This window comes from Pseudolysinimonas sp., from assembly GCF_049651805.1.
Lineage (GTDB): Bacteria > Actinomycetota > Actinomycetes > Actinomycetales > Microbacteriaceae > Pseudolysinimonas_A.
In genome coordinates this window covers 1-14,275 of sequence record NZ_JBASCU010000046.1, presented here as the reverse complement: position 1 = coordinate 14,275, position 14,275 = coordinate 1, and the positions used below count along the sequence as shown (strand labels likewise).

At 69.8% G+C, this 14,275-nt stretch carries 14 protein-coding genes; 8 read left to right on the top strand and 6 right to left on the bottom strand.

The window, feature by feature from the left end; translation table 11 throughout:
* Nucleotides 1-134: 134 nt before the first annotated feature.
* Nucleotides 135-1,478: a DUF222 domain-containing protein gene (locus WBL06_RS11290; RefSeq protein WP_424456117.1), complete on the top strand. Its 1,344-nt coding sequence runs from the start codon at nucleotides 135-137 to the stop codon at nucleotides 1,476-1,478.
* Here the strand turns inward: WBL06_RS11290 and WBL06_RS11285 are convergent.
* Nucleotides 1,450-2,214 (bottom strand): IclR family transcriptional regulator, encoded by a 765-nt coding sequence (locus WBL06_RS11285; protein ID WP_424456115.1) that lies wholly within the window; start codon nucleotides 2,212-2,214, stop codon nucleotides 1,450-1,452. The two genes, WBL06_RS11290 and WBL06_RS11285, sit on opposite strands and share 29 nt — an antisense overlap.
* Between WBL06_RS11285 and WBL06_RS11280 the strand changes: the two genes are divergently transcribed.
* Nucleotides 2,213-3,313 (top strand): amidohydrolase family protein, encoded by a 1,101-nt coding sequence (locus WBL06_RS11280; RefSeq protein WP_424456113.1) that lies wholly within the window; start codon nucleotides 2,213-2,215, stop codon nucleotides 3,311-3,313. The genes WBL06_RS11285 and WBL06_RS11280 overlap by 2 nt on opposite strands.
* A gap of 17 nt (nucleotides 3,314-3,330) precedes the next feature.
* On the opposite strand, the gene WBL06_RS11275 is transcribed toward WBL06_RS11280, so the two are convergent.
* A complete protein-coding gene (locus WBL06_RS11275; RefSeq protein ID WP_424456111.1) occupies nucleotides 3,331-4,254 on the bottom strand; it encodes an IclR family transcriptional regulator in 924 nt (307 codons plus the stop codon).
* 132 nt (nucleotides 4,255-4,386) lie between these two features.
* Here WBL06_RS11275 and WBL06_RS11270 point away from each other — a divergent pair, with 132 nt between their 5' ends.
* On the top strand, nucleotides 4,387-5,775 hold the full coding sequence (locus WBL06_RS11270) for an aminomethyl transferase family protein (protein ID WP_424456109.1): 1,389 nt from the start codon (nucleotides 4,387-4,389) through the stop codon (nucleotides 5,773-5,775).
* 78 nt (nucleotides 5,776-5,853) lie between these two features.
* Here the strand turns inward: WBL06_RS11270 and WBL06_RS11265 are convergent, their stop codons facing one another.
* Nucleotides 5,854-6,648, bottom strand: coding sequence for a universal stress protein (locus WBL06_RS11265; protein WP_424456108.1), 795 nt, complete (start codon nucleotides 6,646-6,648; stop codon nucleotides 5,854-5,856).
* A gap of 90 nt (nucleotides 6,649-6,738) precedes the next feature.
* On the opposite strand from WBL06_RS11265, the gene WBL06_RS11260 reads away from it, so the two are divergent.
* Nucleotides 6,739-8,352 carry a GAF domain-containing protein gene (locus WBL06_RS11260; RefSeq protein ID WP_424456107.1) on the top strand — a complete coding sequence of 538 codons (1,614 nt, stop codon included), beginning with the start codon at nucleotides 6,739-6,741 and terminating at the stop codon, nucleotides 8,350-8,352.
* Nucleotides 8,352-9,005: a response regulator gene (locus tag WBL06_RS11255; RefSeq protein ID WP_424456106.1), complete on the top strand. Its 654-nt coding sequence runs from the start codon at nucleotides 8,352-8,354 to the stop codon at nucleotides 9,003-9,005. Before WBL06_RS11260 ends, WBL06_RS11255 begins: the two co-directional genes overlap by 1 nt.
* On the opposite strand, the gene WBL06_RS11250 is transcribed toward WBL06_RS11255, so the two are convergent.
* The 3 genes from WBL06_RS11250 to WBL06_RS11240 are packed head-to-tail and all read right to left on the bottom strand — an operon-like array spanning nucleotide 8,996 to nucleotide 10,614.
* Complete coding sequence (locus WBL06_RS11250) at nucleotides 8,996-9,418, bottom strand: pyridoxamine 5'-phosphate oxidase family protein (protein WP_424456105.1); 423 nt, start codon at nucleotides 9,416-9,418, stop codon at nucleotides 8,996-8,998. The two genes, WBL06_RS11255 and WBL06_RS11250, sit on opposite strands and share 10 nt — an antisense overlap.
* 54 nt (nucleotides 9,419-9,472) lie before the next feature.
* Nucleotides 9,473-10,246: a M56 family metallopeptidase gene (locus tag WBL06_RS11245; protein ID WP_424456103.1), complete on the bottom strand. Its 774-nt coding sequence runs from the start codon at nucleotides 10,244-10,246 to the stop codon at nucleotides 9,473-9,475.
* Nucleotides 10,243-10,614 (bottom strand): BlaI/MecI/CopY family transcriptional regulator, encoded by a 372-nt coding sequence (locus WBL06_RS11240; RefSeq protein ID WP_424456101.1) that lies wholly within the window; start codon nucleotides 10,612-10,614, stop codon nucleotides 10,243-10,245. Before WBL06_RS11240 ends, WBL06_RS11245 begins: the two co-directional genes overlap by 4 nt.
* A 111-nt stretch (nucleotides 10,615-10,725) precedes the next feature.
* Between WBL06_RS11240 and WBL06_RS11235 the strand changes: the two genes are divergently transcribed.
* The 3 genes from WBL06_RS11235 to WBL06_RS11225 form a co-directional block, all read left to right on the top strand.
* Entirely contained in the window at nucleotides 10,726-12,330 is a 1,605-nt protein-coding gene (locus tag WBL06_RS11235; RefSeq protein WP_424456099.1) for a cytochrome ubiquinol oxidase subunit I, read from the top strand.
* 21 nt (nucleotides 12,331-12,351) lie between these two features.
* Nucleotides 12,352-13,380, top strand: coding sequence for a cytochrome d ubiquinol oxidase subunit II (cydB, locus tag WBL06_RS11230; protein ID WP_424456097.1), 1,029 nt, complete (start codon nucleotides 12,352-12,354; stop codon nucleotides 13,378-13,380).
* Nucleotides 13,377-14,275, top strand: an 899-nt coding sequence (locus WBL06_RS11225) for an ABC transporter transmembrane domain-containing protein (protein ID WP_424456095.1), incomplete at its 3' end; no start/stop codon positions are given. The genes cydB and WBL06_RS11225, both read left to right, overlap by 4 nt.

Genomic DNA, 14,275 nt, shown 5'->3' with positions numbered 1-14,275 from the left:
GTGCGGCGCTGGGGTCAAGTTGCCCGTTCAATGGGATATGAATTCGAGTCCTTCACAGGGTGTTTTTGCGCGACTTCTTGTACTTTCGAAAGTTTGTTCTGGTTGGGAGAATGGGGTTCGGAAGGATGATTCTCATGACCTCGACTGCCGCTCTGGCCACCGCTGTTGCGGTGCTGCGGGACGTGCCGCGGTCGGTGTCGGCGTGTCGTGCGGCGTCGGATGCTTCGGTGATGGAGTGGCTGCGGCTCGCGGGGGAGGCTCGGCGGCTGGCGGATGCGCATCTGGCGCTCGCGGCGGGGGAGCTGGCGCGACGTTCGGACCCGTCGCTGGGCGGTGCCGGGTTGGCCAGGCGGGAAGGTGCCCGCACCCCCGAGGAGTTGTTGAAGTCGGCGACCGGCGCGACCGGTCGGGATGCCGTCGTCGCTGTGCGGATCGGGCGGCTCGCGCAGACTGAGGATTCCGTTCTGGGCAGCGCTGTCGCCGAGGGGTCGGTGTCGGTGCAGGAGGCCGAGGCGATCCGTGCCGGCCTGGATGGGGCGGCCGCGCCGCCGGAGCTTGTGGCTCACGCGACCGAGCTGTTGTGTGAAGAGGCGTCGACCCTTGACCCTGATCGGTTGCTGAAGCGGGCCCGGGAAGTGCGTGACGAACTCGACGAGGCCGGCATCGCACCCCGCGAAGCGGTGCTGCGGGGTCGGCGGTCGCTGCGCCGACTCGACCTGCGCGACGGGATGAAACGCCTGATCTGGGACTACGACCCGGTCACCGCCGGGGTCGTCGACGAGATCTACGACCGCGCCACCTCACCCCGCCGAGGTGGACCCCGGTTCGTCGATGACGAGCAGAAGGGGCGCGCAGAGGCGTTGGAACGCGATGAGCGCACGACCCAGCAGATCGCGTCGGACGCGTTCACCGAACTGCTGCGCCAAGCGGCCACCATCGGCAGTGATGTTCTGCTGGGGAAGGGTGCGCCGGCGGTGCGGGTGTTGGTGCAAGCCACCGACCTGATCGCCGGAACCGGGCACGGCGTCATCGAAGGGTCGGGCGAAGTGCTCTCGATCGGCACCGTGCAAGCCCTCGCCTGCGCCCAGGGCACCCAGACCGCGCTGATCGACTCGCTCGGGGATGTGCTCGACCTCGGCCGCGAACAGCGGCTGTACTCGCGCCACCAGCGGGTCGCGCTCGCGATTCGTGACGGCGGATGTCTCTGGCCGGGCTGCGAACGGCCGCCCTCCTGGTGTGAAGCGCACCACATCGACCACTACGTCAGGGATCAGGGCCGCACCGACCTCGAGCGGGGCGTGTTGCTGTGCAAGCACCATCATCTGAAACTGCACAACGAGGGGTGGCAGATCCGCCGACGAGAGGGTCGCTACTGGCTCCACCCACCACCCGATCGACGCCGAGCCGCGGTATCACTGGTCACGAAATCCCGAGCCATCCGCGAACACCTCAGCCGAAGACGGAGGGCGAGCGCGTGAGTGTCTCCTCGATCTCCTGCGCGGCGGCGCGCAACACGGCGACCGTGCGTCGCTCGTCGACGTTCTCGCGCGGCAGCACGACGCCCAGCGCGGCGACGACAGCGCCCCGGTCGCGCACGGGCACCGCGATTCCGGTCGACACGGTTTCGACCGACCCCGGCGCGGCGGCAAAGCCCAGGCGTCGCACCTCGGCGAGTTTGCGCCGTAGTGCGGCCGGATCGGTCAGCGTGCCGGGGGCGAGCCCGGCGAGCGGGCCGGCGAGCACCCGCTCGAGCACCTCGGGGGGAGCTGCCGCGAGCAGCACCAGACCCGACGACGACGCGTGCAGCGGCAGCCGCCCGGCGATGCGGGCGATGTTGGCGCCGGCGTCGGGATGCGACAGGCGCTCCAGGAACAGCACCTGGTCGTCATCGAACACCCCGAGCTGCGTGTGCTGGCGCAGCGCTGCCTGCACCTTCTCCATGGCAGGAAGTGCCGCCTGTCGCAGACCCAGGGCCAGCGACCCCCGCGTCGCCAGCTCCCAGAGGCGCATGCCCACCCGGGCTCGGCCGTCCTCATCCCGTTCGAGCAGACCCGACCCGATCAGGTCGGCAACCAGGCGGTGCGCAGTGGAGGCGGGCAGCTCCGCGCGGCGGGCGATCTCGCTCGGGGTCTGGGCCGTGTGCCCGGCGTCGAACGTCGCCAGCACCCGCACGAGACGGTCGATCACGCTGTCGCCCGAGCGCGAGTTCGCCATGCACCGACCATATGCTGCCGCCCTCCTGCCGCCCCTCCTGCCGCCCCTCCTGCCGCCCCGCATCGAGATCGTCGACAATTTTGGCTACATTCGAGTCGTGATCATCGACTGCCACGGCCACTACACGACGACGCCGGCCGGAGTGGGGACCTGGCGCGCGGCACAGGTCGCCGCGCTCACCGGCGGCTCGGCACCGGACGGCTCCTTCGACGTGACCGACGACGAGATCCGCGAGAGCATCGAAGGCGGCCAGCTTCGCGTGCAGCGCGAACGGGGGATCGACGTCACGCTCTTCTCGCCCCGCGCATCCTGGATGGGGCATCACGTCGGCGACCAATCCACCTCGATCGGCTGGACGGTGCGCCAGAACGACCTCATCGCGCGTGCGTGCCATCTCTTCCCCGGCCGGTTTGTGCCGGTCGCTCAACTGCCGCAATCGCCCGGCGCATCGATCGATGCCTCGGTACGGGAACTGCGGCGCACCGTCGACGAACTCGGATTCGTGGCCGTCAACATCAACCCCGACCCCACGGGCGGCTACTGGACCGGCCCCGACCTCGGCGACCGGTATTGGTGGCCGCTCTGGGAGGCGATGCAAGAGCTCGACGTGCCGGGGATGCTGCACGTCAGCCAGGCCGAGAACCCGTTCTTTCAGACGACCGGCTCGTACTACCTGTCGGCCGACACGACGTTCTTCGTGCAGGCGCTCAGCAGCGGATTCATGAAAAACCAGCCGGGGCTGCGGTTGATCATTCCCCATGGGGGCGGGGCGATTCCCTTCCATTGGGGGCGGCTTCAGGGCATGAGCGTGCGCGAAGGGTGGGACTTCGACGCCTCGACCGAGCGCATCTACTTCGACACGTGCGTCTACCACCAGCCGGGAATCGACCTGCTGCTCGAGGTCGTGCCGACCGATCGGGTGCTGTTCGGCTCCGAGATGCTCGGGGCAGTCCGCGGCGACAACCCGACCACGGGTTCCGGTTGGGATGACACCGGCAAGTACCTCGAGGCGTCGGCGTTGGCCGCGGAGGCCAGGGCCCAGGTGTACAGCGGGAACGCGCAACGGGTCTATCCTCGGCTGGCGGCGTACCTCAGCTGACCGCGACCGGTAGACCTCTAGCCGGCTGGCGGTGCGCCCGCGTGCCGCGGGGGGCCCAGGTGGCCGTCGTGGACGGCGGGACCGTGCTGCTCGAGCAGATGCTCGAAGTAGGCCATCGACCGCTCCGACGAACTCACCAGCTGCCGGTAGACCCCGCCGGGGCGGGCCTGCGGGTGGCCCGGCGGCAGGTAGCTGCGCAGGAGGGCGTCCGAGATCCCCGTCGCGGCGAGCTTCAGCAGCCGCACCAGGTCATCGACCGGCGAGTGATCGTTGGGAATGACGACGCTCACCGTGCCGACGACGACATCCTGTGACCCGCGCACCGGCACGGCGATGCCGCGGGACTCCTCGAAGATCCAGCCCTCCGACACGGCGTATCCCAGACGGCGGGTAGAGGCCACGGCATCCCGCAGCTGCGCGGGCGTCGCCAGACTCGACGGGGTGATCGGCGCGAGCCCGCGCTCGATCACCTTCTCGGCCAAGTCGTCGTCGGCGTCGGCGAGCAACACGATGCCGCTCGACGAGTGTTGGATGGGGATACGCCCGCCGACGATCGACGCGTTGACGACGGCGTCGCGCGACGACAGCCGCTCGATGACGAGCACGTCGAGCCCCGACCGCACGAGCAGCTGGGTGTGCTGCCGCACCCGCGACTGGATCGCGTGCAGGAATGGCAGCGCGATCTCGCGCAGCCCCAGAGCTCCCGGGGTGCGGCTGCCCATCTCCCAGAGTCGATTGCCGACCCGGTAGCTGCGGTCTGGCATCCGCTCGAGCAGGCCGTGTTCGACCAGTTCGGTGACGATCCGGTGGGCCGACGACATCGGGATGCCGGCGCGTTCCGAGATCTCGCTCAGCGAAAGGAACGGGGCCTCGAACGAGAACGTGTCGAGCACCATGACGACGCGGCTGATCGCCGAAACGCCGTTCGACTGCCGCGCCATCGAGCTCCTTCGCTTGTCACGACCCTACTTCCTTTCATAGAGAGCATCCGACCGGATGGCGCCGTGCCGCTCGTACACTCCGAACCGAAGCCGACGCCATCGACGACGTCGGTCACGAAAGCGAGAACTCCGATGACATCTCCCACCCCGCAGGCCGAGTCGCTCGCCGCCGCCGTGGCCCGGGCAGGCGGCCCCGTCGAACTGCTCCGCAACCAGGACTGGCCGTCGATCACCTTCCCGATCCAGCCCGAATTCACCAACTGGCGCGACGAGCAACGGGCCTGGATGACGAGCGTCGCGATCATGGACCAGTCGCACCACATGACCCAGCTGTTCCTCGGCGGGTCCGACCTGATCCCGATGCTCTCCGCCATCTCGCCCAACACGTTCGCGAACTTCCGCCCGGGTGTCGCCAAGCAGCTGATCTCCGTGAACCACGCCGGCTACCTGATCGGCGACGGGATCCTCTTCTACAACTCCGACGAGCGGGAAGGGATCGTGTTGGTCGGCCACCACATCCTCATCGACTGGGTGCGCTACAACGCCGAGAAGGCCGAAGCCGCGGGCAACGACGTGCACCACCGCCTCGAAGCCAACTCGAACATGCGCGGTGCCGGCAACGACCCGACGTTCTTCCGCTACGAGATCCAAGGCCCCGAAGCCGACCACGTCATGGAGAAGCTCTGGGGTGGGCCCGTGCCCGACGTGAAGTTCTTCCACATCGCCGACCTTGAGATCGCCGGCATCCCGGTCAAGGCGCTCCGCCACGGCATGGCCGGCCAGCCCGGCTTCGAGTTCTACGGCAACTACGCCGACGGGCAGACCATCATCGACGCGATGATGGAAGCCGGGGCCGAGTACGGCATCCGGCGGGTCGGGGCGAAGGCGTACTCGTCGTCGCCGCTGGAGTCCGGGTGGGTGCCGACGCCGTTCCCCGCGATCTGGGACGACGACTTCGCCGAATACCGCGAATGGCTTCCCGCCGCCCGCGCGGGCTCCATCGGTGGCTCGCTGTACTCGACCGACGTGCATGACTACCAGTTCACGCCGTACGACCTCGGGCTCGGCCGGTCGGTCAGATTCGACCACGACTTCCACGGCCGCGAAGCACTCGAGAAGATCGCCGCGAACCCCGAGCGCCGCAAAGTGACGCTGCTGTGGAACTCCGACGACGTCGCCGCGATCGTCAAGTCGCAGGTCGAGCCGGGCATCCCGGCGAAGTTCCTCGACTTCCCGAAAGCCCGCTACGGCTTCTACCAGATGGACACCATCGAGCTGGGGGGCACGCAGGTGGGCATCTCGACCGACGCCGGCTACGTCGCCAACGAACAGCTCTACATGTCACTCGCCACCCTCGACACCGAGGTGCCCGAAGGGGCCGTCGTGGAGGTGGTCTGGGGTGAGGACCCGATCTCACGCAAGCCGCAGGTCGACCAGAACCATCGGCAGGTGAAGGTGCGGGCCACGGTCGCGCCCGCCCCGTACCACGACTATGCGCGCACCGTGTATCGGGCGAATTGAGTTCCTCGCTCGTGGGGTCGACGTGCGGTCGCCTCGATCGTCGGGGCTGGGCGCCTGCGCTTGCCCGGATTGCCGGGGTCACCGCGGGGGGAGACCGGCCACCAGCACGGGGGTGTTCGCGTTGAGCAGGATCTCGTGGAGGACGCTGCCGATCGGGGAGCGCTCGATGCCCGTCGAACCGGGGCCGATCACCAAGAGCGCCTGAGACCGGGCCGCGTCGAGGAGCGCCGCCGACGGCGCCCGGTTGGATCGGCGTGCCTGAACGACCAGCTCGGGGTAGGCGGTGCGCGCGCAGGCGAGCGCGACCTGGAGGGGGGCGTCGTCGGCGACCGCACCGGAAAGCCCGGCATGCACCAGGGTGAGCTGGTCGCCGCAGACGGTGGCCTCGTGGGCTGCGACATCGACGATGTGGCGGGCCGTCTCCTCACGGTCGATACCGGCCACGACGCCGCGACGGAAGCGCACATCGGTGGCGGGGATGACGGCGACCGTGCATCTGCAGGCGGCCGCGATCTGAACACTCCGCGAGCCGAGGACCCGCCCGCTGCTGAACCCGGTCTTGTGAGTTCCGACGACGAGCACGTCGCCGGCGCGGGTGAACCGGGTCAGCTCCCACGGGGTAGACCCCTCCAGCAGTTCGGAGGAGAGCTCGAGGGTCGGCTCCTCCGTGCGCAGGCGGGCTTGCGTCCGCTCCAAGAGGCGACGGCCGAGCTCGGTCGCCTCGGCGCGGAAGTCGGGCCCCATCCGACCCGCCTCCGCGTCGACGACGTGGACGACGACGAGGGGGGCTCGGTCGCGGCGCGCCCGACTCACCGCCCAGCTGACGGCGCTCTCGGACGGGGCCGAGCCGTCGACGCCGACGATGTACCGCATGTTGGCCTTTCCCTCGTCAGCACGATCATCGTCCGCATCCCGCGTCGGTCCCAGGGACCTAGGTCCCCCGGGCTGGCTACACTCGCACCAATGACCGACGGATCGCCGTTCACGGATGCGCCTCGCATCCGGGAACTGTTGCGCGCGACGCGCGTCGTCGTCGAGCAGATCGATGTCGACCAGGTGCTGCGCACGATCGTCGAGGCGGCCGTGTCGCTCTCTGGGGCGCGCTACGGCGCACTCGGTGTCATCGCGCCGACCGGGGGTCTCGAACAGTTCATCCATGTGGGGATCGCGCCCGAACTGGCTGCCCGCATCGGCCATCTGCCGGAAGGTCGGGGGCTGCTCGGCGCGGTGATCGACTCCGGGGCATCGATCCGCCTCGAGCATCTCGGCGCCGACGAGCGGTCCGCGGGCTTTCCGACCCACCATCCGCCGATGGACTCCTTTCTGGGAGTTCCGGTCGTCGTGCGCGGTGAGGTGTACGGCAACCTGTATCTGACCGACAAGGCCGGGGGTGCGTTCTCGGCGGAAGACGAAGAACTCGTCGCCTCGCTCGCTGCCACCGCAGGCATCGCGATCGACAACGCGCGGTTGTTCGCCGAAAGCCGCCGCCGCGAGCGCTGGAGTGCCGCGCTCGCCGAGATCAACGTCACCCTGTTGTCGGGTGAAGTCGACGATCCGCTCGCCGTCGTGGTCGAGACCGTCGCGTCGGCCGTCGGCGCCGAACTGGTCTGCCTCATCCGACCCCGCGACGATGGCCTGCACATCGAAATCGCCCGGGGCGAGGGGGGGCTCAGCCTCCAAGGGACCCTGGTCGAGGCCGAAGGGTCGCTCGTGACCCGGGCACTCGAAAGCGCGGGGCCGGTGGTCGTCGACTCCCTCTCCCATCCGCAGAGCGGAGAATTCGGCTACGGCCCGACGGTCGCCGTGCCGTTGTTCGCCGACGGGCAGCCGCTCGGTGGGCTCACGATCTCACTCCCCGTCGGTAGCGAGCGATTCAGCACGGCCGATCTGGAGATGGCTGCCGAGTTCGCGCGTCAGACGAGTGTCGCCATCGCCTTCGCCCGCGCCCGGCTCGACCGTCAGCAGCTGGAGCTCGTCGAAGAGCGCACCCGCATCGCGCGTGACCTGCACGACCACGTCATCCAGCGGTTGTTCGGCGCGGGGCTCGGTCTGCAATCGGCAAGCGGTCTCGCCGACCCCGCGCTCGCCGCGCGGATCGCCGAACAGGTCGACGCCATCGACACGGCGATTTCTGAGATCCGCACCGTCGTCTTCACCCTGCAGTCGCGGCCGAACGCGGCCCGCGACGGCCTGCGGCACCGAGTGCTCGACGTGGCGACATCGGCGGCCGCCGCCCTCGGCTGGAGCCCGCGCCTGGCATTCGCCGGAGCCATCGATCTGTTCGTCGGCGACGACCTCGCCGACGACGTCGTCGCCGTCGTCCGCGAGGGCCTCGCGAATGTGACGCGGCACGCGCGAGCCCGACGGGGTGACGTGCGGATCGAGCTGGCGAACGGGCGCCTGATCGTGACGATCGAAGACGACGGCGTCGGCCTGCCGGAAAGCCCCGAACGGTCGAGCGGGACCGACAACCTCGCCGACCGCGCGGCTGCTCGGGGCGGAACGTTCCTGCTCGCCGCGACCGAACCGCACGGGACGCGGCTGGAGTGGTCGGTTCCGTTCGCCGAGGAGGCCTGATGACACGCGTGTTCCTGGTGGACGACCACGAGATCGTGCGGCGGGGGATCGCCGAACTCGTCGATGCCGAGCACGACCTCGAGGTCGTCGGGGAGGCCGGCGATGTGAAGCAGGCGCTGGCGCGTATCGCGGCGACCCGCCCCGATGTCGCCGTTCTCGATGTTCGGCTCCCGGACGGCAACGGCATCGACCTGTGCCGAGAGATCCGGTCGCGGTATCCCGAGATCGCGTGTCTCATCCTCACCGCCTACGACGACGACGAAGCGCTGCGCTCCGCGGTGCTCGCCGGGGCGGCCGGGTATGTCGTGAAGGACATCCGCGGGCAGGCACTGATCGGCGACATCCGCCAGGTCGCTGCCGGAAAGCGATTGTTGCCTGCGGCGGCGGGGCGCCGGGTCGTCGAACAGCTCGTGGCGACCCCGACGGCGCCGGCCGACCCCGAGCTCAGCTTGCGCGAACGGCAGGTTCTCGAGTTCATCGCCGACGGGCTCACCAACCGCCAGATCGCCGAGCGGCTCGACCTCGCCGAGAAGACGGTGAAGAACTACGTCTCGGGGCTGCTCGCGAAGCTCGGGCTGGAGTCGCGCACGCAAGCGGCCGTCTACCGGGTCACCCGTCGTCGGACCGGCGAACCGGGGCGCGCTCAGACGTAGCGCTCGGGTTCCGGCCCGCGACGGAACGCCCGGCCGGTCACCGACTCGGGACGGATGCGCACCCACCGGTACTTGGGTGTGGGGATCCACGGCGTGAGCGGTAGCTCCTCGGCGGCGTCGATGTCGGCGTGACGCTCGAGGCGCTCCGCGACGCCCTTCACGACGACACTGAACGCGGTGTCGTCGTCGTAGCCGTCGACTTCGAAGGCGACGCGCGGGTTCGCCGCGATCTCCGCGAGCTTCGACCCCGGCGCGGTGCGGAAGTAGAGATCGCCGCCGGAGAGCACGACGTTGACCGGAACGATGTCGACCTGGTCGGAGACACTCATGGCGAGTCGGCCGTACGGAGCGGCAGCGACGCGGTCCCAGCATTCCGCTTCGCCGAGTACCCGAACCGGCTCGTCAGATCCCATGGGCCGAGGATGCCGTGCCCGGCGTGATCGCGCCCAGGCCGAAAGTCCCGCGGGTCATGCGGCGAGCCGCAGCAACCGATCGCGACTGCGCGCGGTGGCGGGATGCCGCAGGGCCCGGGGCACCCCGTCGGGTTCGACGGCGGCGGCGGCGACGATCGCGCGGGCCAGGGTGGCATCCGGGACGACCCGCCTCGCGCTGTCGTCGGCGAGCAGTTCGACGAGCACGTCGACCTCTTCGGCGGCGCGCGCGGCGATCGGGAACCAGGGCAGGGCGCTCCGCCACGCCCGGAAGGCGACCAGCAGGATGTCATGGCGCTGCTCGAGGTGAGCTCGCTCGTGGGCGATGACGGCGGAGAGTTCGTCGGGGCTGAGCCGGTCGAGCAGACCACGGGACAGCACGGTGAGCGAGTTCCAGCCCCTCGGGACGCAGTAGGCGAGCGGCGCGCTGTCTTCGAGAACGAGGGTCGATGCCCGGGTGGGGTGGGGCGAGGTGAGGAGGCCCAGCAGTGCCCGATGTCGTCGTCGTGACCGCGCGACGAGGGCGACGGTGACGGCGAGGTGACTCAGCAGGTAGGCGGCGAGGGCGGCGCCCGCGCCGAACACGATGCCGCCGCCGATCTCAGTGGACGGCAGGAGCGCGAACCCCGCGGCGATGAGGGCGCCGATCATCGAGAAGCCCCCGGCGAGGGCGATGACCTGCCAGAGCAGCAGGGCGCGGGCCGGCGCCCGAGTCGGCCAGGCGGTGCGGGCGAGCGCAATGGGCACCGGCACCGCGAGGGCCGCGGCGATCAAGATGAGCGCTGCGGCGACGACGAGCAGTCCGGTCATCTGGCATCGTGGCGCCGGGCGAGCAGGTCGCGTAGCACGGCGGCGTCGGCGGCCGACACTCCTCCGACGAAGCGTTCGAGCACGGCGTGCCGGTCGGCCGACTCGCCGAGCGCTTCGTGCAGCAGTTCGGCGACGTGGTCGGCCCGGGATGCCGTCGCGGTGTAGCGGTGCGGGCGGGCGGTGCGGTCGGCGCGCACGAAACCCTTCTTCTCGAGGCGGCTGAGTACGGTGAGCACCGTCGTGACGGCGAGGCGTTTGGTCCCGCCCGCCCCGGAGACGAGGGGCAGCACGTCGTACGCCGACAGAGGCGCGTCGGCATCCCAGAGCGTCTGCATGACGCCGCGTTCGAGTAGCCCGAGGTTGGCCATGTCCACCTCCTCCGCCCGATTCTACGCCCTGTCGAACTGTTTCGATCGGGTGTAGAAATAGTTCTACATAGTGTAGAAATTGGAGAGGACCATCGAAAGGAGCACCCCACAGTGGACCCCCTCGACATTGCCCGTTGGCAGTTCGGCATCACCACCGTCTACCACTTCGTCCTGGTGCCGCTCACGCTCGGGCTGGGTCCGGTCGTCGCGTTCTTCCACTTCCGCTACGTCGCCACCGGCGACGAGAAGTGGCTGCGGCTGACCAAGTTCTGGGGCAAGTTGTACCTCGTCAACTTCATCCTCGGCGTCGCCACCGGCATCGTGCAGGAATTCCAGTTCGGCATGGCCTGGAGCGAGTACTCCCGCTTCGTCGGCGACGTCTTCGGCGCCCCGCTCGCCATGGAGGGGCTGCTCGCCTTCTTCGTCGAGTCGACCTTCCTCGGCCTGTGGATCTTCGGCTGGGGCAAGCTGCCCCAGAAGGTGCATCTCGCCACCATCGTGCTCGCCGTCGTCGGGTCGTGGATCTCGGCCTTCTTCATCATTGCGGCGAACTCCTGGATGCAGCATCCGGTCGGCGTCGAACTCGTCGACGGCCGCCCCGTGCTCGTCGACATCTGGGCGGTGCTCACCAACAACACCGCAATCGCCGCCTATACCCATACGCTGTTCGGAGCGGTGGCGGTCGCGGGCGGGTTCCTGCTCGGTATCGCCTGGTACCAGCTCTGGCGCCGGCGCAAGGATGGCATCGACACCGTCGACGAGAAGGGTCGCGTCGTCGTCGGCGAGGCGCCCGAGATCGCCGGCCGGGACGTCGCCGACCACAGCGTCTGGCTGACGTCGCTGCGGGTCGGCGCGGTCATCGCGATCGTCGGATTCGGCGGGGTCGCCCTCACCGGCGACCTCCAGGCGAAGCTCATGTACGAGCAGCAGCCCCTCAAGATGGCCGCGGCCGAAGCGGCGTGCCACACCGGAACCGAGTTCTCGGTGCTCTCGATCGGCGACCTCGGCTCGCAGGACTGCGAGAGCGTCACGACCGTGATCGCGATCCCCGGGCTGCTCTCGTTCCTGGCCAACGGCGACTTCGAGACCGAGATGCCGGGCATCAACGAGCTCATCCCGCAGTACCAGGATGCCTACGGCCTCACCCTGCCCGACGACCCGCGGTATGGCGACCGGGCAGGTCAGGAGATCTCCTACCTGCCGCTCATGGAGGTGACCTACTGGGGCTTCCGCATCATGATCGGGTTCGGCGCGATCGCCGCCTTCGCCGCGGTCGTGGCGCTCTGGATCACCCGCAAGGGCACCGTGCCGCGTTCGAGGTGGCTCATGCGCCTGGCCGTGTTCGGCATCCTCGCCCCGTTCGGAGCGAACATCTCCGGCTGGGTGTTCACCGAGATGGGTCGCCAGCCGTTCGTCGTCGCGCCCAACCCCGACCCGAGCGGCATCGACGGGGTGTACATGTTCACCGCCGCCGCCGTGTCACCGGGCGTCACGGCCGGCGAGATGCTGTTCTCGGTCATCACGCTCACGCTCGTCTACGCCGCCCTCATGGTCGTCGAGGTCGGCCTGCTCGTGAAGTACGTGCGCGCCGGCGTCGCGGGAGCGATGCCCGAACTCGGTCACCCCGATGACCACGGCCCCGATGACGACGACCCCGACGACCACGGCCCCGACGGCACATCGCGTCGCGACGACGTGCTGGCGTTCGCCTACTGACCCCGAAGGGATCGAAGAGAGATGGATGTTCTGCCCACGGTCTGGTTCATCGCGATCGCCGCGCTCTGGATCGGCTTCCTGCTGCTGGAAGGCTTCGACTTCGGGGTCGGGATGCACCTGCTGTTCCGCGCCCGCACCGAACAGGAGCGCCGCGTGATGCTCAACGCGATCGGTCCGGTCTGGGACGGCAACGAGGTCTGGCTGCTCACCGCCGGGGCCGCGATGTTCGCCGCCTTCCCGCTCTGGTACGCCTCCCTGTTCTCGACGCTGTACGTGCCGCTCGTACTCGTGCTGCTCGGCCTGATCTTCCGCGCGGTCTCGATCGAGTACCGCGGCAAGGGCTCGGGACGTCGCTGGACGCGTGCCTGGGACCTCGCGATCGGCCTCGGCTCGCTCGTCGCCGCGTTCGGCCTCGGCGCGGGGCTCGCGCTCACCACCACGGGACTGCCGATCGACGCCAACGGTGATCGCGTCGGCGGCCCGTTCGTCTGGCTGACCGTGCCGGCCGTGCTGGGCGGTCTCGCCGTCGTCGGCTTCGCGCTCGTGCAGGGCGCGACCTTCCTCGCGCTGAAGACCGAGGGCGAGGTGCGCGAGCGCGCCGGGCGCGATGTCGTGCGCTTCGCGCCGGTGGCCCTGGTGCCGATCGTGGGGTGGGTGCTGCTGGTGCAGGTGCAGACCGGAAACCTGGCGTCGTGGCTGCTCGTCGGCGTCGCCGTCGTCGCGGCGGTGTTCGGCTGGCTCGCCGCCCGTCGTCGCCGCGAGGGGCGCGCGTTCCTGGGCTTCTCCGGGTTCCTCGTCGCCGGGGCCGCGTCGCTCTTCGTCGCGATCTACCCGGTGGTGCTGCCCTCGACCGTCGACGCGGCGTTCAACCTGACGGTCTCGAACGCCTCCAGCAGCGACTACACCCTCGCGGTCATGTCGGTCGTGACCGGGGTGGCGCTGCCGGTCGTGCTCACCTATCAGGCGTGGAGCTACTGGGTGTTCCGCAAGCGCATCGCGGTGCACCACATCCCGGAGCCCCACGAGGTGGTGCCGGCGGTGCGCGGATGACGCGAGACCGCTCACCCGAGGTGCCGCGGGCGACGCTCGCGGCCCTCGCGGTGTCGGCGGTCGTGCGGGCCGCGGCGCTGCTGCTCATCGCGGAAGGGTTCGCCCGGCTCGTCGCCGAGGGATCGACTGCTCTCGTGCCCGGGGCCGCTCTGGCACTCGGCGGTCTGCTGCTGCGGGCGGCCGGGGGATGGGCGACCGGCGTCACGGGGCGACGTGCCGCAGCGCATGCCAAGCTCGCCCACCGAGCCGACCTGGCGCGCGGCGTCGTCGAGCGTGATCTCGACGCCGGCTCCGTCGCGGTGACGGCGAGCCGTGGCCTCGACGGCCTCGACGCCTACTACACCTCCGTCGTGCCGGCCACGGTCGCGGCGATCGTCGTGCCGCTGGGACTTGGCGCCCGCATCCTCATCGCCGACCCGCTCAGCGCGCTCGTGCTCGCCCTCACCATCCCGCTCGTGCCGGTGTTCATGGTGCTCATCGGCATGCACAGCCGGGATCGGGTGGAGGAAGCTCATGCCGCCCTCACGCGGCTGGCCGACCACATCGCCGAGCTCGCCCGCGGCCTGCCCGTGTTCGTGGGGCTCGGGCGGGATCGCGAGCAGGCCGAGCGGCTGGCGGCGATCCAGGATGCCCACACCGCACGCACCCGCGGAGTGCTGCGCACGGCGTTCCTGTCGGCGCTCGCCCTGGAGCTGCTCGCGACGCTCTCGGTCGCCGTCGTCGCCGTGGTGCTCGGCATCCGCCTGATCGCGGGCGATGTCGGCCTCTTCGATGCGCTGGTGGTGCTGTTGCTCGCGCCGGAGTGCTTCACGGTGCTGCGCGAGCTCGGGGCGGCCCACCACGCCGGACAGGATGGCCGCTCGGCCCTCGCCCGGGTCCGCGAGCTGCTCTCGGT

Coding starts and splice junctions, on each gene's coding strand:
- WBL06_RS11290 (WP_424456117.1), top strand. CDS start 135: ATGACCTCGACTGCCGCTCTGGCCACCGCTGTTGCGGTGCTGCGGGAC.
- WBL06_RS11280 (WP_424456113.1), top strand. CDS start 2,213: ATGCACCGACCATATGCTGCCGCCCTCCTGCCGCCCCTCCTGCCGCCC.
- WBL06_RS11285 (WP_424456115.1), bottom strand. CDS start 2,214: ATGGCGAACTCGCGCTCGGGCGACAGCGTGATCGACCGTCTCGTGCGG.
- WBL06_RS11275 (WP_424456111.1), bottom strand. CDS start 4,254: ATGGCGCGGCAGTCGAACGGCGTTTCGGCGATCAGCCGCGTCGTCATG.
- WBL06_RS11270 (WP_424456109.1), top strand. CDS start 4,387: ATGACATCTCCCACCCCGCAGGCCGAGTCGCTCGCCGCCGCCGTGGCC.
- WBL06_RS11265 (WP_424456108.1), bottom strand. CDS start 6,648: ATGCGGTACATCGTCGGCGTCGACGGCTCGGCCCCGTCCGAGAGCGCC.
- WBL06_RS11260 (WP_424456107.1), top strand. CDS start 6,739: ATGACCGACGGATCGCCGTTCACGGATGCGCCTCGCATCCGGGAACTG.
- WBL06_RS11255 (WP_424456106.1), top strand. CDS start 8,352: ATGACACGCGTGTTCCTGGTGGACGACCACGAGATCGTGCGGCGGGGG.
- WBL06_RS11250 (WP_424456105.1), bottom strand. CDS start 9,418: ATGGGATCTGACGAGCCGGTTCGGGTACTCGGCGAAGCGGAATGCTGG.
- WBL06_RS11245 (WP_424456103.1), bottom strand. CDS start 10,246: ATGACCGGACTGCTCGTCGTCGCCGCAGCGCTCATCTTGATCGCCGCG.
- WBL06_RS11240 (WP_424456101.1), bottom strand. CDS start 10,614: ATGGCCAACCTCGGGCTACTCGAACGCGGCGTCATGCAGACGCTCTGG.
- cydB (WP_424456097.1), top strand. CDS start 12,352: ATGGATGTTCTGCCCACGGTCTGGTTCATCGCGATCGCCGCGCTCTGG.